Here is a 24,148-nt window from a genome sequence, read left to right on the forward strand (position 1 = left end):
AACTGACCGGCGAACTCATCATTTGAATATCCAGCGGCTATGTAATATAAGAGTTCTTCTTCCCTATTGGTAAAATGCATTTCCGGAAAAAAGGCTGATTTGTTTATTGTTTTTGTTCATCGCATCACACAGGAAAATAAAAAGGGAGCGCCTGAGCGCTCCGTGCTTCAATCTACATTTAATTTTATGACCGCAGTGCTTTCATCTTTGTACATTTTCCAAAAAGGAAAACCGTAGGTGCTAATAAACTTATCGAAAAAGCTCAGCAGGTTATCATCACTTAGTAACCAAATGTAGTCATCTCCAATAGCAGATGTTGCGTATAGTTTGTATCCGTCCTCATTAATTTGAAGCAAAATATGAATAGAAGCTCCTGCGGCAGTAGCGATGACAAGCATGTTAGGCGGGTAGAAATCTCCAAATGCATAATAATAATCAATTACACTCTCAACAGAACAAATTTCACATTCCGCATTTCCAAATTGCAGCCCATTAACGAGCGTTAAGAAGCTTTTATACTCACAAGGTAAATTCACTTCACATTCACTTTCAATTAAAGCTATATCGGAGCTTTGAGCAGGCGGATTCATCTTAAAGAAATAATTAACTACGGCTCCCATGTGATAGATTTCTGATTTACTGTCGCTGAATCTTCGCACCATTTCAACTAATGATTCGATAGTTAATGGCGGGAATAAATCTTCTTCATTCATAAATTTCCACTTACCCTCTCTGCAGATAATATATATAAACCCTTCCATTATAAAATGGTAACACATAAGTTAATAACTCAACTTTTACACCTAATAAATCACCATAATGCCGCAAATGGTCCGGGTTCAAAACAAAAACCCACCGCTAAAGGCTGAAGACCTTCGGTGGGTTTCTGCTGCGATCTAATTTAAGACCAGCGTACCGGCATCAAGCCTACACTGACGGGGGAGGGTAGCGCCTCCCTTATTTCTATTGTAAGCATATCATAAACAGAATATACCGACAAGAAATAGATTGCCATATTTCCTCCATCTGGTAAAATGCAGGCTGCTACATCCTGTAACAAAATCCATTTTATCAGAAGTTGATTCTATGATAGAAAACAATAAAGCAAAGTACGTTCGTGGTTATTATGGAGCGATTGATGCATTAAGAAATCACCGGCTGTGACAATCCATGAAGAATACGATTTCCTATGGTTTCCACCTATGAGTTCGCATCAATTCGTCATCCCAAACTTCACAACCTCTTTCCCCTTTAGCTGCTCGTTCACGAACTGCATGGCCTCTGGCAAGCCTGTTTTGTTCAACTGGCCGCGCAGGTCGTTGATGATTTTCAGTGCTGCCTCATCGGATTTGGCATATACCGCTTCTTTCCATGCATCGCCGACCTTATCCATCGAAGGCTTGAGATTTTCCCACTGTGGCGACTTGGTAATGACATCGCCAGGGCTAAAGGCGGTTATAATCTTCGTACCGTTCGGCCGCAGAATCTGGCGTGCGAAATCCATCGCTGCATTGCGGTCCTGATCGGCCCAGATATCGCCGCTGCCCAAGGAATTCAGCCGATCCTGGCCCGAGATGGACTCAAACCCGATGCCAATCCCTTCATTTTTACGAGCCTTGCCTGTTGCATCCTCTGTAAACTTATCGAAAAATTCCTGCTTTGCCACAGGCTTGCCGTCTTTCATTTCCCAATGCGTGCCTTCAATGCCGTAGCGTGTCAGCAGGAAACCTTCGTCAGAAGCCAGGAAGTCCAGCAAGCGCAATGCGGCTTCGACGTTTTTGGATTTTTTAGGAATTACGGTCACATTGTTGCCCTGTATGCGGAGATCAGCCGGACGGTCCGGCTCAGCGCCTGCACGCTCCAGCGGGCCGACCGGCACATAGTCGCTGCCCGGATTCGCTTTGACATAATCCTTGGAAGCATCCAGAATAGCCGGGTAATGAGCTGCCAATATGGCGACGCGTCCCTGCTTGATTTTTTCCTGTGCAATCGGGTCGGTCTGGGTGAAAGCTTCCGGATCAAGGAGACCTTCAGAGATCAGCTTGCGATAGTACAGCACATAATTATCATACGCGTTATCCATGAAGACATATTTCAGTTCGCCATTGCCACTGTCCAAATATTCGGTCGGGTAGAACATATTGTTGCCTATTCCCACTGCCCAGCCGTTGTGAAAGCCGCCGAACGGAATGACTGGCAAGCCTGCCGCCTTCAGATTGGCATCCTTGATCCTTTTCATCAATTGATACAGATCATCCTTTGTCTTGACAGATTGCGGGTCTACACCAACTTCTTCTGCAAGATCCTTGCGCACATAAAAGCCATAGAGCCAGTCGATTCCGTCCTTGTCTGTTGCAGGCTGGTTCTGGAACAGCAAATATTTTTTGCCCCCGTAAGCATCAATCGCCTTCTCATAGAGCGCTGGCGGTACGTTCTCCTGGGCTATCAAATTCGCGAGATTCGGATACTTATCCAGCTTATCGGACAGATCGACGAGCTGATCCTCCTTCGCCGCCTTGATGATGCTGTCCAACTCGCCGCCCCAAGCCGGGCCCGTGTATATATCCGGCAAGTCCTGTGTCGTAAAGATCTGGTTAACCTTCTCTGCCTCACTCCCCTTCGTATATTCCCACTCGACCCGGACCCCTGTTTTCTCCTCAATAAGCCGGGTAATTGGCGTCATATCCGTGTCCGCCCCGGATGACCCATTCCAGTTATGAAGCACCTTCAGTGTGACGACCTCGCCATCCTGTCCCTCAGATGAGGAGCCTTGCCCGGAATTGCTGGTACTGCAGCCATACAGCGATCCGCTCATCAGCACAGCAGCCAGCATAATTGAAGCAAAACGAAATCCCTTTTTCCCCATAACCAACCCTCCATTATATCTATGAAATGGTATGATAAAGCCGCTTGTAAAAGCGGCCGTTATCCAATACGTCAACCATAATTTATGATGCGACGGGTGCAATCAACCTTTGACCGAACCGATCATGACACCCTTTACAAAATAGCGCTGCAAGAACGGATATATGCATAAAATCGGGAATACGGTAATGACAAGCAGCGCCATCCGCAGTGATTCCGGCGTCGCCCCTGCCGAACTGACGTTAATCGTCTGTCCGCCCTGCTGGGCTGCACGCTGCATGGAGGATGACAAGGCTTCGGCCTCTGTCAGCATCTGCTGAAGGAGTGTCTGTACCGGTATCAGATCCTTGTTGGACACATAATAAGCTCCGGCAAACCAGTCGTTCCAATGCGCAACCCCAATAAACAACGATATTGTAGCCAGCACCGGACCGGACAGCGGCAGAATGATTCTCGTAAAGATTTGAAAATCGTTATACCCGTCAATCTTCGCCGATTCCTCCAGCTCCTCCGGAATGCCTTGAAGGAAGGTGCGGATGATGACAATATGCATAAAGTTGAACAGCATCGGAATGACATACACCCAAAAGTTATTAATCAGATTCAGCTTCTGCAAAGTAATGAAGAACGGAATGAACCCGGCGCTGAAAATCGTTGGCAGGAAGATATAGAAGGTGAAAAAGGTTCTGCCTGGCAACGTCTTCTTGGACAGCGCATACGCCATCAAGGTGCAGAGCAGCACATGAAGGAAGGTGCCGATAAGCGTGCGAAAAATGGTAATTTTATAAGCCTGCCAGATTTTCGCATTCTCGAACACCTGGGCATAGTTCTCCAGTGTAAATTGACGGGGCAGGAAATAGATTGCACCCATCATGGAGTCCTTGCCGTCATTGAGCGAATAGGCCAAAATGTAAATGAACGGATAGATCATCGAAAAGCCGACTAGTGCCAGAAAAATCGTATTGGCAATATCAAATAGAGAAAACTGACGTTTCAAACGCATCACTTCCTTAGAAAAGAGATACATCGCTAACCTTGCGGGCAATCCGGTTAACGGTCACGATCAGAATAAGGGCAATCAGGCTTTGAAAAAGACCCACAGCGGCTGCATAACTCAACCGTCCTTGACTTATTCCCGAGGTAATGACATGCACATCCAGCACACTGCCGATCCCGGCTGTGGCCGGTCCATTCAGAAGCAGCAATTGCTCATATCCGGCACTCATCAGGCTCCCGACCGACAAAATGAACAGAATCACCGCAATATTGCGGATGCCCGGCAATGTAATATGCCAGATTTGACGAAAACGTCCGGCGCCATCCATTTTGGCCGCTTCATAAAGCTGTTGGTCGATCCCCGCAACGGCCGCCATGTAAATGATGGAGTTCCAGCCGATGTTCTTCCAGATATCTGAACCGAGAATAATCTGATAAAACCAGGACGTATTGTTGAGAAATTGAATCGGCTCCATGCCAAACAATCCAAGCAAATCATTTACCGGACCGCCGTATGGGGTCAAAAGCCGCTGCATCAAGGTGACAACCACAATCCAGGAAACGAAATAAGGCAGATAAGAAAGCGTTTGCACAACTTTCTTGAATTTAATCACCCGAACTTCATTCAATAATATCGCCAATAAAATTGGCATCGGAAAGCCGATAAGCAGCTTCATCAGACTGATAACAATCGTGTTGCGGATGATGTCCGCAGATTGATAATAATCAAAGAACTGATTAAAATATTTGAACCCTGCCCACGGACTCCCTGTAAAGCCTCCGGAGAAATTAAAATCCCGAAATGCCACCTGCACACCGTATAAAGGAACATACGAAAAAATAAGAAACCAGATAATGCCGGGAAGCATGAACAAATAGAAAATCTTATGTTTCCAAATCCGCTTGAACAGCGGGGATGAGCTCATAGCCAAACCTCCTGACATTGAAGTAGTTATCCAGGAAAGGGAAGACTGTCTTCCCTTTCCTGAAGCTATGTTTGGATTCACCGTGTAAACTGGATTCATTAACCCAAGAGGTTAGACCATTATCCTTGCAAAGAGAAACGGAGTGTCCGAATTTCAAATGGTTTGAAGCTTAGCTGTACCTTGCCATCCTCAATATCGATGCTATCCAGTTTATTCTCCATTAAGTCAGCCAGCCAGGCCTCTGACACCGGAAGCGCTGTATGCACTGCCGCAGATGCCTTCGAGCCCGCTGTCTCGTACAGCCGGACAATGATATCGCCGTCCGCCTCCGCTTTCTTGATTGCCTCGATCATTATATTGGGATGATCAAGACTGAACACAGGCTGAGTTGGAGCTTGACCGGCTGCTTCAGGATCATGTTTTACATCTGCTGTCCGCAGCGGAACATTCAGCTCATAACCTCGCTTGTAAACTTCCGCCTGTACATGGTCTCCCTGATGCGGGTACAGCGAGTACGTAAATTCATGCTCGGCGCGGTCTGCTTCCGGATCGGGATAGTTCGGACTGCGCAATAAATTCAGATCGAGTATATTGCCCTCTGCACGATGCCCGTATTTACAATCATTGAGCAGAGCCACCCCGTAATCCGGCTCGGACAGATCGATCCAGTGATGGGCACAAATTTCATCCTTGGCATAGTCCCACATCGTATTGCGGTGCGTCGGACGTTTCAAATAGCCGAACTGAATTTCACAAGCCGCCGCATCCGTGCGAATATCGACCGGGAACGAGGTGCGAAGCATTTTCTCCGATTCCCGCCAGTCGGCCTTCGTCACAAAGTCGATTCTTCGGCTGCCCTGCGTGAGCACAACTTTCTGGGAGAAGGTTGAATCACCGAACCTGTAATGATGAATGATACCTGTTTGAGGTCCATTCTGAAAGTACGATGCTTCGACCAGTTCGGGCTTCGTTCCTGTTGTCTGTCTGTAATCGTGCCGGAAATCCCAGGCGTCACCCCGGTCATCATAAATCCGCAGATCGTTTGCAAACATGCCCTTTGCGATGACCTCACGCTCGCATTCTTTATCATAGATAGAAAGAATGGTTCCATCTGCTGCAAAAGTGACCGTGAGTAAACCGTTGTCAAGTTGCTGCACAGATGAAGAAGCTGGAATCGTTATTTGAACTACTGATGAATCAGTGCGTACATTGGACTCGTCCGCGCTCGCTTCACCTGTGATATCCGCTTTGCCTGCAACGGCACTCCCCATTGCCGGAACATGAACATGAAGCCAATGTCCATCGTCTGTTCTAAGCCATTCCTCACGCTCCCACGGCAAGGAGTTGAACACAGCAATCTGATCGCCGGCATCCGCTTTCGTTGCAGCCATCCGGCTGGCAAGCGCATCGTACCGCTCCGCAATAAGCTGCTCTACCCTGTTCAGCAGAATCTCATATCGCTCCAGTGATTCATCATAGACACGCTTGATTGAAGATCCCGGCAAAATATCATGGAACTGATAGAGCAAAACTTCCTTCCAGATGGCCTCCAGCTCTTCTGCCGGATAAGGGAGCAAAGGCTGATCGTTACCCGCTGGCGGCAGAGCTGCTAGGACTGCGGCATACTCCAGCTCCCTTAGCGCCTTCTCCAGCTTGCGGTTGTAACGTTTGTTCCGCGCCTGGCTGGTCAATGTCCCCTGATGCTTCTCAAGATACAGCTCGCCCCGCCATGTTTGGTACCGCTTGGAGTCTGCACTGAGCTTTTCAAAGAATACATGTGAAGGCTCCTGCACAACCGGGCTCAGGCCCAGCAGATTTTTCTCCCGTGACAGGCGCTCCAGATGCTCCTCTCCCGGGCCGCCTCCGCCGTCGCCAATGCCGAACAGCATGAGGGCGTGTTCCGAAATATTTTTATCCAAATAATCCGTCTCCAGCTTGATAACCGACCGCGGTGCAGCAGGACTGTTGTACGTATCCTCCGGCGGCATATGGGTCAGCACCTGCGAACCGTCGATGCCCTCCCACATGAACGTATGATGGGGATGCTTGTTGTACACGCTCCAAGACAACTTCTGGGTCATCATATAATCGACACCGGAGAGCTTCAATATCTGTGGCAGACTGGCCGAGTAGCCGAACACATCCGGCATCCACAGCGATTTCATCTCCATGCCGAATTCCTGTTCGAAGAACCGTTTGCCATATAGAACCTGCCTTACAAGCGCTTCGCCCCCGGGAACATTCGTATCGGATTCTACCCACATCGCACCCTGCGGTTCCCAGCGGCCTTCCCGGATTCGCTCCTTGACCTGATCATACAGCTTTGGATAATGCTGTTTGATCCAATCGTATAACTGTGGCTGGCTGGCACCGAATATGTAGTCCGGGTAGCGTTCCATCATCCGGAGTGCGGTAGAGAAAGTCCGGGCGCCCTTGCGGATTGTCTCCCGGATCGGCCATAACCATGCGAGATCAATATGCGCATGACCGATTGCACTAACCGTGAGTACGGAGTCTCCGCCTTTCATTGCAAGCTGCTTGCCCAAAGTCTGTCGCGCTTCCGCAACAAGCTGCGCACTCATTTCACGAAGTGACAACGATACATCATACAGCGTTTTGAAGATGCGGGACTTGCGCGCGCTTCCTTCCGGCAGCTTCTCTGCGGTTTCCAGCAGGACCTCAACATCGTAATACAGCCCTCTGACCTCTTCCCGGCAAACCGCTATTACGGCTTCCTTCAGCGTTCCGCTGCGGTACCGTCCAAACAGATCATTACAGCCCGCATCTCCCCACAGGTCAATGATTTCCCCTCCCTTCGAGCAATCGCTTACATGCACGACACGCTTGCCCGGCAGCCCGAGCGAATAGTCGAACTCGGAATTTATATTGGTCAAGCCCTGCACTGGAGAGCCATCTTCATCCACAAGGCATACTTCTCCGTTCACATCGATCAGGAGCACAACCTTTTCACCAAGTCCTGCTGCGGGGACGCTTCCTCTAAAATGAAACCAGGCGCAATCCCATAAATTTCCCCATCTGTCTCCCGGCTTCAGCTCCAGCATCTTGCCGGACTTGCGTTCATTATAAGGCACCGGCTCGCTGGTTACCCATGCGGCGACCTCCAGTTCAGCAATCGGCTTGTAAATATGCTGTTCAATATCTCTTAAAAACGCCCTCAACTGCTCCGGCTTCACGGTTTCGTATGGCATCGCTAGTCTCCTTCTTCGTATTCCAAATTCATGCTGCCTATAAGCGGGTCCATCGTCAATGTCTTGAAATCACTTTAATATAATATATATAATATGTCAATATCAAACATATTAATAATACATAATAAATATGAATATCCACAAGGATTATATATAAAGAATGCTTTGAAACCTGCACTGCTGAACAGAAAAAAGGCATCCGCCGCATCACGGAAGCCCTCTTTGAATCCAATTGGAAAATTCCTGCAATTGTTGATTCAAGAGATTGCTTCCAGTGATGAACGAATGCCTTGGATTATAAATAAAAGTTGGTCCCCACCGGGCCGGTTGTTTTGCGGATAATGAGCTTCGGCTCCATGAGATGCTTGCTGTATTTCGGTTGGGCACCTTCCTCAGACTGCCGCTCTTGTATCGCGTCAACCAATCTGATAACAGCCTGCTTGCCAATAGAGTGTTCAAACTGCTTGATGTGTGTAAAAATACTGAAATCCTCAACGATAGACGTCGGATCATCAAATGAAATAATAGACAGATCCTCCGGCACCTTAAGCCCTGCACGTTCGGCCATCTGATAAATATGCACGCTCAATTCGCCGTTAAGCGTAATATACGCTGTCGCCATCCGGTTGCGGATATAACGATAGAGCGGATGATCAGCCGAATCAATGGCATTGTTCAGCCGAAAACCGGTAATGATATGAGCCGGGTTAATGAGCGCACCCTTCTCCTTCATGGCATTCATGTAGCCATCGATCCGCTCCTGCACAGTTACCGTTTGAAGCGGGGAGTCTGAGCAAATGGCAATTTCCCGGTGCCCGAGCTGCCACAAATGATCGACAGCAAGCTGCGTCCCGAGCCGCCCGTCTGAACCGATAAAATTGGTCTCAATCCCTGGCAAATAGCGGTCAATGAGCACAAAAGGAAAGCTGTCCAGCTTCATGCTTAATATTTCATCGTTGTATTGCTGGTCATCGAGCGGGAAGATCAACAATCCCTCTACCCCGGTATCTTTTAATGTTCGAATCGCATCCTTCTCCTGCTGCAGATGCCCTTCAGAAAGCATAATCATGCTTTTGTAGCCCTTTTCGGCCAAGGCCTGCTGAATGCCATTTATGAGACGAATTGAAAAATAATCATGAATGAACGGCATAATGACGCCGATAATTTTATTCGTGCTTTTGATGATGCTTGCTTGCGGCTGCTTGTTCGCCTTCTCCGCTTTTTCACTAGAATCATCTACCGCGGCGCTCTCTTCTTCTTGCTCTTCTATTTGGCTTTCTGTCTGAGAACTCGTTACACCAACGAAGCTGCCTCTGCCCGGCACCCGGGTAATGACATTTTCACTTGCCAACCCCGTCATGGCATTTACGACAGTAATTTTACTCACTTGAAAACGTTCCATGAGTTCTTTTTCCGTAGGTATCCGGTCACCTTCTACCAGATTCTCGGTGCGAATCAACTCACGGATATAATCCTGGACCTTCTTATACAACGGCGTGCGGTTCGTTGAATTCATTCTGTCACCATTTATCCTAACGCTTATTTTATATATACAATATATATTTTGGTATGGGTTTGTCAACCATTGTGGGGAAGTAATTAAGAATTAAGACGAAAAAAAGCGTATAATAGCAACAAAGACACTATCAAAAGGAGCAAACAATGCAAACCACCAACGTATTGGAAATTATCGAATTCTTAAAACATCACACCACGGACATACCCTTTTCTAGGCTTATCCCAGGTTTGGGTTCAGGTCCGTTAGTATGCTCCTGGAATGAATCAATAACAGAATCAGAAATACATATATTTACAGATAAAAATAATTGGTGCTTTCCGGATGATTATAAACGGTTTTTACAACAGCATAATGGAGCCGTTCTGTTTAAACAGCCTTATTATGGCGGAGGAACGGAGCTGTTAAGCCTGGATAAAATTACTGCTATTGCAGGAACACTTGAGCAACTGCCGCAGCACTGTTATCCCATTGCCTGGACAGACCATCGGATCGGAGCTATATGTGTGGACTCTGTGAAATACCAGCAAAGGGATCAATCTTATCTATTCTTTCTGGACGCAATGGATCAAATGGAAGATGCAATACCTATAGCGTTAACCTTCACAGAGTGGCTGGAGCGGCTCACTATTTGCCAGGGGCAGGAGTTTTGGAATTGGAAGTAGCTTGGTCTTTTGATACATCATGCTCATTTTGTGTCAGGATAAAAACCACTAGATTTTGTCCGGAATGTTTCCCTCTTCAATCTCTCCGTCCATCCCCAGGTAATAATGCCGGATTGGCTTGAGATTGTCATCCAGTTCGTAAACAAGCGGAATACCGGTAGGAATGTTCAGCTCCACCACTCCATCGGCGGGCAGCCCGTCCAAATATTTGATAAGCGCCCGAATCGTGTTACCATGAGCCGAAATCATAATTTTCTTGTCAGCCCGGATTGCGGGCACAATGTGATCGTTCCAGTATTTTACCATCCGGTCTTCAGTATCGAGCAGACTTTCTGTCAGCGGAACCTGTACCCCCTTATATTTGGGGCTCGCAGCCTCATATCGCTCATCCGACGGATCAAGAGCCGGCGGCCTGGTATCCGCCGATCTGCGCCATAGCCATACCTGCTCCTCCCCATACTTCCGGGCGGTCTCCGCTTTGTTCAGCCCTTGCAGTGCACCGTAGTGCCGCTCGTTGACCATCCACGATTTTTCGATCGGAATCCACATTAAATCCATTTCATGAAGTGCAATCCACAGTGTGCGTATAGCCCTTTTCAGCACAGAGGTATAGGCCTGGTCAAATCTATAGCCATTCGCATGCAAAATCCTTCCTGCCTGTCTGGCCTCTTCGAGCCCGCGTTCCGACAGGTCGACATCGGTCCAGCCTGTGAAACGATTTTCCAGATTCCATACACTTTGCCCATGACGGATGAGTACTATTTTTTTAACCATGCTTTGAACCTCCAGTATATTTCAATTGGAAATTTTTCTTATTTTGCCTCAATGCGGCAGCAAATAGTCACTTCCATTAGAAAAGCGGCAGATTGTCTGCCAAAGGGGCTTATCAAAGCCCCGGCTTAGGTCTTTCTTTGCTATCTGTTCAGGGATTTTATCTGTACTAAAAAAACGATTGACAATTTTTCATTGACACCTCTTCCAAATAAAAGATATATTAAATGATGTTGATAATCATTATCGAAGTTTTAGTAGGCGTTTTTTACCCATTAAAGGTTATCAGCACCAAAAAATATATTGTTTTTCGGAAGGAAGGGCACACATGGACCCAAAACAAAAACTCTCATTAAAAACATTATTCATCTCGGTTGTGCTTATATTAGCGCTAGTCGGATGTTCAAGCCAGCAATCAAGTCCGCCACCCGCTGAGAATGATCCGGCAAATAAAGAAACATCAGCCTCCCAAGATGCAAATGCTGAATATCCGGTCGTCATCAAACATGCTTTTGGTGAGACTGTAATTAAAAGCAAGCCTGAACGTGTAGCTACTATTCAATGGGCGAACCACGATGTCGTTCTCGCTCTTGGAGTTGTACCTGTTGGCTTCTCGGCGGCGAATTTCGGCGTTCAGGATGGCAGCGGACTGTTGCCTTGGACAGCTAAAAAGCTGGAGGAACTTGGCGCAAAGGACCCGAATGTTTTTCAGGATACCGACGGCCTTGATTTTGAAGCTCTTTCAGATGCAAATCCGGATGTCATTCTTGCTGCTTATTCCGGCATAACCCAGGAAGACTATGATATTCTTAGCAAAATTGCTCCGGTTGTGGCCTATCCGACCGCTCCTTGGTCAACTACATGGCGTGAGCAAGTTATCTTTAATGCAACCGGCATGGGCATGAAAGCGCAAGGCGAACAGCTCATTAAAGATACTGAGGACATGATTAATGAAAAGCTGAGCAACTATCCGCAGATTAAAGGGAAGAAAGTGGTCTGGGTTAACTTCTCCGCTAAAGATATGTCTAAATTACATCTTTACACCCCTGCTGACTCCCGTGTCTCTTTCCTGCATGAGCTGGGGATGGAGTATCCTGAAAGTATTACGAAACAGATTACAGACCCTGCCAGCTATTCGCTAAGTTTAAGCGCTGAGAATGCTGAAGCTCTTTACGATGCGGATCTATTAATCGGATATGGCAATGATGAGTTGTATGAGGCGGTTAAGGCCGATCCCCTGCTTGGCAAAATCCCTGCCATCCAGAGAGGCTCTGTGGTGTTCATTAAGAGCGATACACCTTTAGTAGCTGCCGGAACTCCAAATCCGCTATCGATTTCTTATACCATCGACGAATACCTGGAATTAATCGGTGGAGCTATTGACAAAATAAATGAATAGTTCAACGGTATCGAACAACAACCGGCCAAACTCTCATATCCCGAAAAATTTCACCTTGGTTCTGGTCATTTGTGTGATCTTGCTAAGCGCAAGCGTGTTTGCCTCTCTGGTCTTTGGCTCCCGGCCGGTGAGGTTTCATGAATTACTAGACGGTTTGTTTCACCAGGATATAGACTCCTACGGAGCAAACGTGGTCCGCAAGCGAATTTCCCGTACCATCTTCAGTTTGTTATGCGGGTCCGCGCTCGGAGTTTCCGGAGCGCTTATGCAAGCCGTCACTCGCAACCCAATTGCTGACCCGAGCATATTGGGAGTGAATACAGGTGCATCTTTGTTTGTGGTTTGCGGCATTGCGTTCTTGAACATAAGCACTGCGAATCAATATATATGGTTAGCTTTGGCCGGGGCTGCAATTACTGCAGTGTTCGTATTCGGAATCGGCTCTATGGGGCGTGGCGGTGCCACGCCCATTAAGCTTGTTTTGGCCGGAGCCGCCACAAGCGCTGCTCTTTCATCTCTCGTCACTGCCATCTTGATTCCACGCTCCTATGTTATGGATCAGTTCAGGTTTTGGCAAGTTGGAAGTGTCGGAGCCGGAACCTGGAGCGCTATATCTACTTTCATCCCGTTTCTGGTCATTGGAATATTAATAGGTTTCATTGCCGCCCCGGCACTGAACGCACTTGCGCTGGGAGATGATGCAGCGACAGGACTGGGGGTTCGAACAGGAACATTGAGGCTTATTGCGGCTCTCGCGGGTGTTTTATTGTGCGGCGCCACTACTGCTTTGGCTGGACCTATTGGTTTTGTCGGATTGTTATCCACTCATGTCATACGGCTTATTCTTGGACCTGACTTGCGTTTTGTTATCCCGATGTCGGCAATTGCCGGAGCTATCATTCTGACGGTATCCGATGTGGGCGGCAGGCTCGTCAGCAACCCCGGGGAGCTTGAAGTCGGTGTAGTTACCGCATTTATAGGCGCTCCAATACTAATCATACTAGCTATGCGATCGAAAGTGCGTTCATTATGAGAAATCAATCTATTGCATTTATTATGGCGGGCAGACGTCAGAGACGCCGCCGATGGATACTTGTTACCAGCCTCCTTGCAGCACTTGCGTGTATTCTTTGCTGCGCGATGCTATTGCTCGGGAATACAATCTATCCGGTTAAAGATGTGATCCGGGCGCTTTCGGGAGAACAGCTCAAGGGTGTCTCTTTTGCCGTGAATACGGTGCGCCTTCCAAGAATGCTGGCAGGTCTTTTTGCCGGATTTGCTTTTGGCCTTGCAGGGTATACCTTTCAGACCATGCTACGGAACCCCCTTGCGAACCCGAATGTTATCGGGATTACATCCGGTTCAAGCGCGGCAGCTGTTTTTTGCATCATTGTGCTTCATACAAGCGCGGCAATTGTTTCCGTTGCTTCGGTGACTGCCGGCCTTGCCACGGTGCTGTTTATTTATATTTTATCCAGAGGAAAGGCATTTTCGATTGGACGATTAATCCTGATCGGGATCGGCATTCAGGCTATGCTTGACGCTGTAATTTCCTATCTTCTGCTAATTAGCGCCGAACAGGATATCGCAGCTGCGATCAGATGGCTCGCTGGCAGCCTTAACGGCTCTCAAATGCAGCAGCTGCCGCCGCTTGTGATCGTCGTCATTATTTGTTCGCCTATCGTAATTGTGCTGGGCAAACATTTGAGTATATTGGAGCTTGGAGAACAATCGGCTTCTACATTGGGCTTGAACACGGACAGGACAAGAATTGCGCTTATTGTGAGTTCAGTCTGTATGGTTGCTATGGCTACTGCTACCACGGGTCCGATTGCGTTTGTCTCCTTCCTTTCGGGACCGATCGCGAAAAGACTGGTCGGGGTTGGCTCCTCCAATGTCATTCCTGCCGGCCTCGTTGGCGTTAATTTGGTCCTGGCAGCAGATCTAATCGGACAATTTGCTTTTGAGTACAGATTCCCCGTAGGCATCATTACCGGATTGCTCGGAGCGCCTTATTTGATCTTCTTGTTAATCCGAATGAATCGAAAGGGAGAATTATAATGAAACCGAAACATATTTTTCAAGCCGAACAAATCATAGCGGGCTATGAGAATAAAACGGTTATCCACGGTGTCGACCTTGTTATACCGGACAATAAAATCAGTGTTATTATTGGATCAAACGGGTGCGGAAAGTCTACGCTTCTCAAAACAATGGCCAGGCTCATAAAACCGGAATCCGGCAATATCACGCTGGACGGCAAGCCGCTCTCCAAATTCCCGCCCAAACCATTGGCCCGGGTGATCGGACTGCTGCCGCAGTCCCCCATTGTGCCGGAAGGGATTTCTGTAGCGGATTTGGTTGGGCGCGGAAGATTTCCGCATCAATCCTTGCTCGGCGGGTGGACCAAAAAGGATTATGAAGCCGTTGACGAAGCCATGAGCATTATGAATATCACCGAGTTTGCCAATCATAACATTGACGAGCTGTCAGGCGGCCAACGGCAGCGCGTCTGGATTGCAATGGCTTTGGCACAACAAACCGACATCCTGTTTCTCGATGAACCGACAACCTTTTTGGATATCACCTATCAAGTGGAGATTCTTGACCTGCTCACCGACCTTAACCGGAAACACGGAACTACGATTGTCATGGTGCTTCATGATATCAACTTGTCCGCGCGTTATGCAGACCATATATTTGCGCTGCATAACGGAAACCTTGTCGCTGAGGGGGGGCCCGCTGAGGTTGTTACAAGCTCACTCGTTAAAGACATTTTCGGACTGGATTGCAATGTAATCGAAGACCCCATTTCGGGATCTCCGTTGGTCATACCAAAAGGACGATATCATGTTAAAGAGGATTAGCCTCGTAAGTCAGGACTCAATCCCAACTACAAAAGCATTCCTCTCAACCTCTGATATCGCCCACTTTTTTATAAAGCGTTTGAGCCATCGTCTTCTGTAACCAGAAGACGATTTTTTTAATTCTCTTGTGGTCAACTCCCACATGAATCTTCTTAATCCATGCCGAAATAATATCCTTTTTTCCGTGCGTTGAAATGCAAGCGGATCAGGTATCTTTTCGCATCCAACAACTGCCCGTCTCTACAGGCTCAAAAGACTGCTGTCCCTGATCCCTTAGAGAGTTTCAATCCTTTGCCGGATGCGCGGAAACAGTCCGAACGCATTCTCGTAGAACACCTTCTCATGATGCTGCTCCGGCACGAGCCGGCGGATAAATTCCGCATACAAGTCAATCGGAGCCAGCGGCCAGTCGGTTCCGAACAACATCTTGTCATAATGATCTGCGTACACCAATGCACGGCGAAAATGATCCATAAACAGCGCTTCATTCATGAACCGTTCAAAGTGGGGGCGGTCCCCAACAACAAGGCCGGATAAATCGGCGTAGACGTTTGGGTTCTTGGCTACTACTTCCGCGGCATCCATCACCCAGGGATCGCCCAGATGGCAAATCATGAAGTTCACGCCGCGCTGCTGATAGGCTAACTCATCTACGGTAAGCGGATGGGCATACTTGAGCAGCCCGTTCATTGAGTACGTATCCCCAGTATGAATGACCACGGGCAGGCCATACCAGGCAGCCAGCTCATAAACTGGTGTGTAAATTTTATCATGGACAAAATAATGATAGTATCCGGCGTACAGCTTGATTCCGGCTACATCAGGGGCTTGCAGACGTGCTTCAATCCGGTCCAGTTCATCCTGGGCATGCTTCCCGGCAAGCAAATTCGGATTGATTCCGACGCATTCCATCAGGAACGGTGGAATACGCTCTTCCAGATTGAGCCCCATCGGATTGGGTGATCCCGGATCAGGAAAGGCTCCCTTCGTCTGCTCCGTCACCCCCATTCCAATGCCGAGAATGACGTCGTTCTTGTCAAACTCCGCCTTGAGGCCAGCAGCGGAATAATCAACTTTGGATTTATGAATCGCGGTTTGATGAAAGCTGTCGATATCCGACAGATGAATATGAATGTCAATGATCGGCATGTGAGACCTCCTCCCCGTCGACAGTATTGGCAAAGGTTAGTTTAAGCAGGCTTCGGATATCCTCCGGATTCAGAGCGATTCGGCCAAGGATGAGAAAAACCGGCTGTGTCCAGAATGTCTTCCTATTCAGAAGCGAAACAGGGTGATGTACACTGTTATTGAATACCTTGTTATTTGCATATGCCGATGAGCTCTGGTGGGGATAATGAGATACAACATGCAGCATGTCCTGACGGGAAACCGCGCCCATTCGCAAGAGCCCCTTAGTATTCAGATGCGCTTCCAGCTTCCCGAGAAGGAATCTCCCTTCCCCTGGAATTTCCATGTATCCTTCTGAGAAGGCAGCCGAAGGCTTGAAGAAGTTGTTGGCTGTAAGCGAATAATGCGGCAGTACCAGACCGCTCCCGTTGGTCACCGAATGCAGTATACATAGCACAGGCACTCCGGGCAGCATAAGGTAATGCTGGTTAATCGTAATTCCCTGGTTCGCTTCCTGCTTTTCGATACTAGTGGTTAACCTGAGTCCCCTCCAAACGTTTCCATGGACATCTGTCCGTTCTGCCCAGTCAGCACTTCTCGGCTCCTGCTGCCGGCTGAAACCGCTCATGCCGGGGATCTCTACACCCAGCCCACCGTACCAGGGATTCCACCAGGAGTGCGGGACCGCTTCCGGGTAAGAGCTGTCCAGCCATTCTTCGCCTTGGTATTTTAGCGAATGCACAACACTGCCAAATCCGGGGGCAGACGCCAACGAAAGCACGTCGTTGCTTACCGTGTAGACAGGCCCTGACAGCCCCTCCTCGATCCGGCAAACGATGTCCGCTTCCGACTGCGGGAACCAGAGTGCCGCCCTTTCCTGGATCCGATCCTCACCGTGATAGACGGCCCGGACCTTCCAGGCAGATTCGCCTTTTTCCCGCGCTCCCTTTTCCCCAGGAAAGAACTCGAAGAGCGCGGAGCGAAGGTCCTCCTCCCGTCGCAGCTCAATACTGACAGCTTTGCGCTCCTCTTCTTCGCCATTTTGCACATACAGATCCATGCTGCCTGCGAGCGGAATCAACTTTCGTTCAATCAGTTCTGCGTTAAGTTCACCCGATTTGAACGGATTGCCGCCGCCGATTGCCAACCCAAGATGATCGTCAAGAACCGGCACAACCAGCTCCCGCCTTTTCTGGGCAAAAGAGCGGAAATCCCACCAATTGGCGAAGGCGTTCAGGGCAAACACAGTCTTCTTCGTCCGCACCACGGCTCCAGGGGAAAGCGGGCCCAGATCATGCTCCAGCCCGACTGTATATTCCGGGCGAAGCAGCTTCAGCGAAGGGTCCCAGCAAATGCCGTAACCAAAGGCTTCTCCCTGGTTGAACAACCAGTTCTCGGTGATACCCGCGCTGTCCCAATGATCCGGATCGCTGGAGTAGGCGTCGCCCATGTCCACATATTGTCCCTGGTAAGGCAGAATAAGCCGGTTGCCGAAGAAACCGAAATTCGTCAGCAGATATATCCCCTCATCCAGCCCTTCACTGCCAGTGTTACAGATTTCGTGATGAAATTCGGCGATTCCGTTTGCCAGAAGCCTGGCTACCGACTTCACCTCCAGGCCCGGAAAGCTTTCCGATTCGTAAATGGCTTCGAGAACCTGACTTTCTCCTTCCGGATAACTTTTCACTTCTCTCGCCTGCTTCTTGGAGAACTCTTCCGCAAACGGCTTGCCCAGCTTCGGATACGTCCACCAGAAGCTGTGCCTTGAGCCCGGATAGTCGATCGTTATGTTGTTATCGAGCTTGTTGAGATGAAGGGAAAATGCTCCGTTCACGGCAATCCACTGTTCCCCGGTCTCCCCGCCATAACGGCCGCTCGTTCCCTTCAACAAAACGGAAAGCTTGGATGTGAAGGCAACCGCCTTCCCCCCGGCCGGAACCGCCGTTACCTCAACCTCTCTTGAAAACAGCCCGTAGGAACGCAAAATGAAGGGTACCGGGATTGAGGCCTTTCCCTTGGCAGGAACGATGCACTTCACCGCACGCTCCGCCCATTCGACACATTCATCCTCTGGCCATTCAAAAGCAAACTCTGCTTCCGAGACATAATTATTTTCCACGTTCAGATACAGCTCGGCCGGAATTTCCGGATAAAGCTCCCCTGCCGGGAGCTCCGCCTTCATCTTGACCGGGAACTTTGCAGCAATGCCGCTGCGGAACTCAGCTCTCTTGCCAGCGATCATCCATTTGCTTATGACAACGGGATGCGTCTTTTTTGCGTTTTGCTCCTCTTCAATCGGATCAAGCTCGAATGTTCCCTCTACAATGACAGTTTCCCCAGGGGCAATCGTATGTGCAGCGTTCAGGGCAAAACGGATATTCTTGTCATCCTGCCCTTTGATCTCGATCTTCAGCCCGGACGCCGAGCGATTCTCGATGCGGTAGCAGACCTTGTAGGCGGCACCAAACACGAGATCATGATTGCCGATCTCGGTGGAGATGGCGTAATCAGGCGTGTCGAGAGCGGTCAGCCCGCGGCCGGACTTTTCGAATTCCGCCCGCAAGAAGAGCTCTCCCTTGCGCCAGGTATAGTCAAAGAAATCGAAGCCTCGCTCCTGGCGGCCATCCGGCTCGATGGCGAGCTCTCGCGTACTGTCGGCATACCAATCCAGCTCCTCGAAATATGGGGCAACCGCTTCGGTTTGCAAAATAGTCGGAATGAAGTTCATCAGGTGAACATAATCGTCATTCTTTTCCCAGAAAAATCCGCATTTCTTATACATCGGAACAGCCTTAGTGTTCCCCGGCCAGGTGAACAGGTCGAGCCGCGGCCAGCCTGCCTCTACCGTTTTGCGGACAGCGTTCAAAATCAGGTTGCGGCCGACCTTTTGGCCATGATAGTCAGGCCGCACATTCAACAGCGGTACATATAAAGCTCCTTCATCCTGACGGTAGTGCGCAAAGCTGCAGAACCCGGCAACCTCATCGCCATCGACGGCAAGGAAGTTGTGCAGATGGGACGAAATTTCCATTTCCCGCCGTACACTGTCCTCCGTTTTCTTATTGGTGCCGCCTCCCCAGCTTTCACTGCTGCGGTTCCACATTTCAGCCAATGCTCCCGCATAGGAAGCCTCGTATTCGATAATGCGAATTTGTTCCCCGACGGTATTTACGGTCATGCATTCATCTCCTTCAAAGCATCTATTGAACGTACATTCATAGTGATTTGGGGTCACCACGATACTCTAATCATCTTTGTCCTAACATATAAGCATAATGCTATTATACTATTAATTGGAAGCAGATTCGAGGACAGCTCCTTCTGGTTTTTTTCTATATTTGCCGTTGCTTAGCGCTTGAATAATAGTATGAATTGAATCTTTGTTCTTTACACTGATTTCTTGGCCGCTACCCGCCAGATCAAGAAGCCATATTCTATGAACATCAGTTAAATCACCTTTATAAATCAACTGAAATGGAATTTCCCCGTTATGATTGAATGAGCATCTGCTAACAAAAAAGGCTATGACTATAATGAACATTCTTTTCATAAATCCTCCCCCTTTCATAGAAATCATGAAACATACTTTTATATTTTACTGTTTGTCCAAGCTGCTGATTTCAAATAATAGTCTTTATAGCCGTCAGTAGACCAGTTATTTCTAAAATGCTTCCTTTTATTTCCTGCTCTTGATTCAGGGCCGTTAATAAAATAGGATTTTATTGTATAATAGGATGCAAAAACTTGATTTTGAAGGAGGGCATCTTGATTCAGTGATTAAGAAATGGATCGGAATGGGTCTTGGTTTTCTGTTGGAATTTACTGCTGCTCTGGTTTTCTATGTGCTGACATTTGGACTTCTCTGGGAGATCCAACTTTTTTTCTATCGTCTCCTTGATATTGATCAGACGCCCTTCATATGGCTTCTGTTCATAGGTAACTCTCTATTTGTATTTACATGCTATCGGAACAACGCTCAGTTCCGCCTCTCTTATGTAAAAGAAATTCCCAAAAGAAAGCTGCCCCGACAGCTTACGATTTTGTACGTCCTGGCATTTTTATTCATAAGTATATGGCCCTATATTAATCAAAAGTTTTGAACCGCAGCTGCTTCGCATAGAAAAAAACACCGTCCCAATACCGGGACGGTGCTGTAGGCCATTATTCATTTCTGTTTACTAAGCTCCCGAATCCTATTACTTCATCCCCACAAGCAAAGGAATAACCTTCCCTTTGTTCACATCAATCAGGCCGTGGTCGGTGATTTTAAGTGCCGGGCTTACCGGCAGGGAATGGGTGCTGATCGACATAATCGGATTGTAATGGCGGTAGCCGAGCGATTTCATCGCACCAATCAGACGGTCGACTTCCTCAGCCGTTTTCTCCAGCGGTTCCTCGGTCAGAATGCCGCCCACCGGCAGATGCAGGCTTGCGAGAACCTCGCCATTCTCCACCGCACAGAAGCCGCCCTGCTTGGAAATGACTTCATTGGCTGCCAGCAGCATATCCTGCGGATTATGCCCGACAACAAGCAGATTGTGATTGTCATGGGAATACGTTGTCGCGACTGCCCCACGCTTGATTGTATCTCCGCCGATCAGGCCGTAGGCGCGGCTTCCGCCTTTTCCGTAACGCTCAAATGTTGCAATGAGACCATAACCGCTCTCCTGCCACATCAGTTGTCCGTTCCGGACTTCTGCCTCAGTCTGGTGCTCCTCCACGAACGTTGAACCGTCCTTGACCATCATGACGCGCGCGGTGTAACGTCCATCCTCGGCATCCGCCGTTACATGGAAGTCAGCCTCTGTCAGCTCATTCAGCTTCACACTTTCGTAGAAGTGCGCCGGGAATGCACGCTCGGCCTTCTTCGGCTCATATGCCTCAGCCGTGTCATAGACCTTGCGGCCCTCCTTGTACACTTGGCCGATCGTCAATTCGTTCAGCTCGGTCAGCAGGACAAAGTCGGCAATCTTGCCCGGAGCAATCGCTCCGCGGTCATGCATGCGCATCCGCTTGGCCGGTGTAAATGTGCTTGCATAAATCGCCTGCTCCGGCTGCATGCCCATACGAATGGCTTTGCGAACGATACTGTTCAGATGGCCGCGACGCTGGAATGAATCCGGCATAACATCATCTGTGACGAAGCAGAAATGCTCGGACACGTCATGGCGGATCAGGTAATCGATGACTTCTTGTGTCATGGATTTCTCCTGCAGCTCAATGAACATGCCTGCTCCGATCCGTGCTACCATACCTTCAATCGTCTGATGCGTATGGTCGGAATCGACACCGCTGTATATCATCTTGTGCAAATCCAGATCCAGCAGCTTCGGTACATGGCCCTCTATAATAAGCTGCGGGTAATTATCACGGATATGCTTTAGAATTTTGTTGGTCTTGCAGTCCGGGTCGGTGATGACATCGACATAGTTCATAATCTCCCCAAGGCAGATGATGCGCTCTGTGCGCAGCAGTTCATCCATATCCTCGATTTCGATCGATCCGCCTGTCGTCTCCATTGATGTCGCTGGTACCGAACTTGGAATCGCGTAAAACATATCTGCCACGCAATTGCGGCTCGCCTTGATCATCTCAGTCACGCCTTCAAGGCCGAACACATTGGCCATCTCATGCGGTTCCGGTACAATTGTCGTTACGCCATTCTTGATGAGCCCGTGAGAGAATGCTTCGGGTGTAATCATCGTACTTTCAATATGAAGATGAATGTCAATCAGGCCGGGGATCATGTAACGGCCTTGACCGTCCATGATTTCACCCGCCTCGAAGCTCTCCTGGCCCCGCTGCCCGATGTACAAAAATTTGCCGTCCAGCACAGCCGCATTGCCTTGCTCAAAACGCTTGAAATAGCTGTTATAAATCCGGACGTTTTCAATTAATAAATCCACGCGCATGCTGTCTGCACCTCCAAGTAAGCTTAGGCTACTCCACCAAAATCAGTTTCTCTACAGGAAAGAGCACGCGAACCTCTTGGCCGCTGACATAAGGCTGTTCCATTTCTTTATTGACAGTAAACTCGCCAAGCTCTGTATTCACCACGTACTGGTAGCTCCGTCCGAGGAAGGTGCTCACCTTCACGCGCCCAGTTACCACATTGGCACCCAGATCGATTTCATCAGATGTGCCAAGCTTGAGATCATCCGGACGAACAGCTCCTTTGAGTCCCTTTTGCGCCCCGCGTCCTTCGCCCTGAATCGCCAGGAAGGAATGTCCGCCTGCTTGAAGCTGAATTTCACGCCCGTTCTCCTGCCTGTTGTCAAAGGAGATAAAATTGTTAAAGCCGATGAAGCGCGCAACGAATTCCGTCTTCGGATATTTGAAGATTGTAGAAGGCGCGTCAAGCTGCTCGATAATCCCTTTGTTCATAATCGCGACCTGATCGGAGATTGAGAAACATTCCTCCTGGTCATGGGATACATATACAGTCGTTATACCCAGCTCCTGCTGAATACGGCGGATTTCCACCCGCATGTTCACCCGCAGATTGGCATCAAGGTTACTGAGCGGCTCATCGAACAGCAGCAGATCAGGCTCGATAACGAGTGCCCGTGCAATCGCCACACGCTGTCTCTGACCGCCGGAGAGCTCCTTCGGGAACCGTTGCTCGAAGCCGGTCAGGTTGGCAACCTCCAGCATTTTGCGGACGCGGCGGTCAATGTCCGCCTTGCTCACCTTGCGCAGACGCAGCCCGAATGCGACGTTGTCATAGACAGACAGATGCGGGAACAGCGCATAGCTCTGGAATACAAAGCCGAAGTTGCGCTTGTTGACCGGCACACGTGTATAGTCCTTGCCGTTCAGCGTGAAGCGGCCGTCCTTGGCTTCGAGGAAGCCTGCGATCAGACGCAATGTCGTCGTCTTGCCGCAGCCGCTTGGGCCGAGCAGCGAGATTAGGCTTCCTTTTTCGACGGACAGGTTAAAATCTTTCAAAATATATTGCTGGTCATAGGCGACAGCTATATTTTCCAGGGTTAGCATGGCCATGGATGCACGCCTCCATTATCGTTTGGTAAAGTAGGACAACCCCATCAGACGCTCGATCAGGAACATCAGCACTGCTGTGAAGAGCATCAGCAATACGGAGATTGCAGCGATCGTCGGATCAAAGTTGTTTTCAACATAAAGCAGCATTTGGATCGGGAAGGTACTGATTCCAGGTCCGGTCATGAAGACCGAGATGTCAACATTGTTAAAGGACTCCAGGAACGCAATCAGTACAGCAGCAATGATCCCCGACTTGATATTCGGCAGTACGACAGTGAAGAATGTCTTCAGTCTGCCTGCTCCAAGGCTAAGTGATGCCTCTTCCACAGCAAAATCGAAGTTTGCAAGGCTGGAGGCGATAACCCGGATAATAAACGGCAGCATGATGACGGTATGACCGAGCAGAAGCGCCGTATACACCGGCAGGTTATAGGTGATGATGACGTACTTGAGCATTGTAAAACCAAGCACGATACCGGGAATCAGAATCGGTGATATAAAAATCGCATTCAACGCGTTCTTGCCCTTGAACTGGAAGCGGCTCAGCGCATAAGCAGCAGGAAGCCCCAGCAGCAGGGCAAGCAGGTTGCCCGCAAGCGATACAAGAATGGACGTGATAAAAGATGTCTTGAACATCGAAACTTCAAAAATATTCTGATACCACTTGAGTGAAAAGCCCGTGGGGGGAAATTTCAGCGCACCCCCCGGCTCAAATGAGGCAATCGCAATAATTACCAGCGGTCCAAGCAGGAACAGATATATAAGAAGTGTAAACAGGCCGAGCCCGCGGTTCTTCTCTTTCAT

The 24,148-nt window shown here is 48.8% G+C and carries 18 protein-coding genes; 5 read left to right on the plus strand and 13 right to left on the minus strand.

What is annotated here, in order from left to right; all coding sequences use genetic code 11:
• Positions 1-167 precede the first annotated feature (167 nt).
• The 6 genes from H583_RS0124115 to H583_RS0124145 form a co-directional block, all read right to left on the minus strand.
• Positions 168-713 carry an SMI1/KNR4 family protein gene (locus tag H583_RS0124115; protein WP_161631214.1) on the minus strand — a complete coding sequence of 182 codons (546 nt, stop codon included), beginning with the start codon at positions 711-713 and terminating at the stop codon, positions 168-170.
• A 500-nt stretch (positions 714-1,213) separates the two neighbouring features.
• A complete protein-coding gene (locus H583_RS0124120) occupies positions 1,214-2,866 on the minus strand; it encodes an extracellular solute-binding protein (RefSeq protein WP_028562724.1) in 1,653 nt (550 codons plus the stop codon).
• Between the two features lie 102 nt (positions 2,867-2,968).
• Complete coding sequence (locus H583_RS0124125) at positions 2,969-3,868, minus strand: carbohydrate ABC transporter permease (protein ID WP_245585994.1); 900 nt, start codon at positions 3,866-3,868, stop codon at positions 2,969-2,971.
• A 7-nt stretch (positions 3,869-3,875) separates the two neighbouring features.
• Positions 3,876-4,787 (minus strand): ABC transporter permease, encoded by a 912-nt coding sequence (locus H583_RS0124130; RefSeq protein WP_154665974.1) that lies wholly within the window; start codon positions 4,785-4,787, stop codon positions 3,876-3,878.
• Positions 4,788-4,906: 119 nt separating this feature from the next.
• Entirely contained in the window at positions 4,907-7,996 is a 3,090-nt protein-coding gene (locus tag H583_RS0124135; RefSeq protein ID WP_028562727.1) for an alpha-mannosidase, read from the minus strand.
• A 295-nt stretch (positions 7,997-8,291) separates the two neighbouring features.
• Complete coding sequence (locus H583_RS0124145; protein ID WP_028562728.1) at positions 8,292-9,512, minus strand: GntR family transcriptional regulator; 1,221 nt, start codon at positions 9,510-9,512, stop codon at positions 8,292-8,294.
• Between the two features lie 146 nt (positions 9,513-9,658).
• On the opposite strand from H583_RS0124145, the gene H583_RS34115 reads away from it, so the two are divergent.
• Positions 9,659-10,177, plus strand: a complete 519-nt coding sequence (locus H583_RS34115; RefSeq protein WP_051236929.1) for an SMI1/KNR4 family protein — start codon at positions 9,659-9,661, stop codon at positions 10,175-10,177.
• A gap of 48 nt (positions 10,178-10,225) precedes the next feature.
• On the opposite strand, the gene gpmA is transcribed toward H583_RS34115, so the two are convergent.
• Positions 10,226-10,951: a 2,3-diphosphoglycerate-dependent phosphoglycerate mutase gene (gene gpmA, locus H583_RS0124155; RefSeq protein WP_036710903.1), complete on the minus strand. Its 726-nt coding sequence runs from the start codon at positions 10,949-10,951 to the stop codon at positions 10,226-10,228.
• Between the two features lie 325 nt (positions 10,952-11,276).
• On the opposite strand from gpmA, the gene H583_RS0124160 reads away from it, so the two are divergent.
• The 4 genes from H583_RS0124160 to H583_RS0124175 are packed head-to-tail and all read left to right on the plus strand — an operon-like array spanning position 11,277 to position 15,214.
• Entirely contained in the window at positions 11,277-12,347 is a 1,071-nt protein-coding gene (locus H583_RS0124160) for an iron-siderophore ABC transporter substrate-binding protein (protein WP_028562730.1), read from the plus strand.
• Positions 12,340-13,380: a FecCD family ABC transporter permease gene (locus H583_RS0124165; RefSeq protein WP_028562731.1), complete on the plus strand. Its 1,041-nt coding sequence runs from the start codon at positions 12,340-12,342 to the stop codon at positions 13,378-13,380. Before H583_RS0124160 ends, H583_RS0124165 begins: the two co-directional genes overlap by 8 nt.
• Positions 13,377-14,408 (plus strand): FecCD family ABC transporter permease, encoded by a 1,032-nt coding sequence (locus tag H583_RS0124170; RefSeq protein ID WP_028562732.1) that lies wholly within the window; start codon positions 13,377-13,379, stop codon positions 14,406-14,408. Before H583_RS0124165 ends, H583_RS0124170 begins: the two co-directional genes overlap by 4 nt.
• Entirely contained in the window at positions 14,408-15,214 is an 807-nt protein-coding gene (locus H583_RS0124175; protein WP_028562733.1) for an ABC transporter ATP-binding protein, read from the plus strand. The genes H583_RS0124170 and H583_RS0124175 overlap by 1 nt, the downstream gene beginning before the upstream one ends.
• A gap of 273 nt (positions 15,215-15,487) precedes the next feature.
• Here H583_RS0124175 and H583_RS0124180 read toward each other — a convergent pair whose 3' ends face one another.
• The 6 genes from H583_RS0124180 to H583_RS0124210 form a co-directional block, all read right to left on the minus strand.
• A complete protein-coding gene (locus H583_RS0124180) occupies positions 15,488-16,363 on the minus strand; it encodes an amidohydrolase family protein (RefSeq protein ID WP_028562734.1) in 876 nt (291 codons plus the stop codon).
• Entirely contained in the window at positions 16,350-19,520 is a 3,171-nt protein-coding gene (locus H583_RS0124185; RefSeq protein ID WP_028562735.1) for a GNAT family N-acetyltransferase, read from the minus strand. Before H583_RS0124185 ends, H583_RS0124180 begins: the two co-directional genes overlap by 14 nt.
• Positions 19,521-19,631: 111 nt before the next feature.
• Positions 19,632-19,892, minus strand: a complete 261-nt coding sequence (locus H583_RS0124190) for a hypothetical protein (RefSeq protein WP_028562736.1) — start codon at positions 19,890-19,892, stop codon at positions 19,632-19,634.
• Positions 19,893-20,538: 646 nt separating this feature from the next.
• The gene (locus H583_RS0124200; protein ID WP_028562738.1) at positions 20,539-22,254 is read right to left on the minus strand and encodes an adenine deaminase C-terminal domain-containing protein; all 1,716 of its coding nucleotides are present in this window, start codon (positions 22,252-22,254) and stop codon (positions 20,539-20,541) included.
• A 28-nt stretch (positions 22,255-22,282) separates the two neighbouring features.
• Complete coding sequence (locus H583_RS0124205; RefSeq protein WP_028562739.1) at positions 22,283-23,344, minus strand: ABC transporter ATP-binding protein; 1,062 nt, start codon at positions 23,342-23,344, stop codon at positions 22,283-22,285.
• A 15-nt stretch (positions 23,345-23,359) separates the two neighbouring features.
• On the minus strand, positions 23,360-24,148 hold the full coding sequence (locus H583_RS0124210; protein ID WP_028562740.1) for an ABC transporter permease: 789 nt from the start codon (positions 24,146-24,148) through the stop codon (positions 23,360-23,362).

It is taken from the genome of Paenibacillus pinihumi DSM 23905 = JCM 16419 (assembly GCF_000422505.1).
Lineage (GTDB): Bacteria > Bacillota > Bacilli > Paenibacillales > Paenibacillaceae > Paenibacillus_D > Paenibacillus_D pinihumi.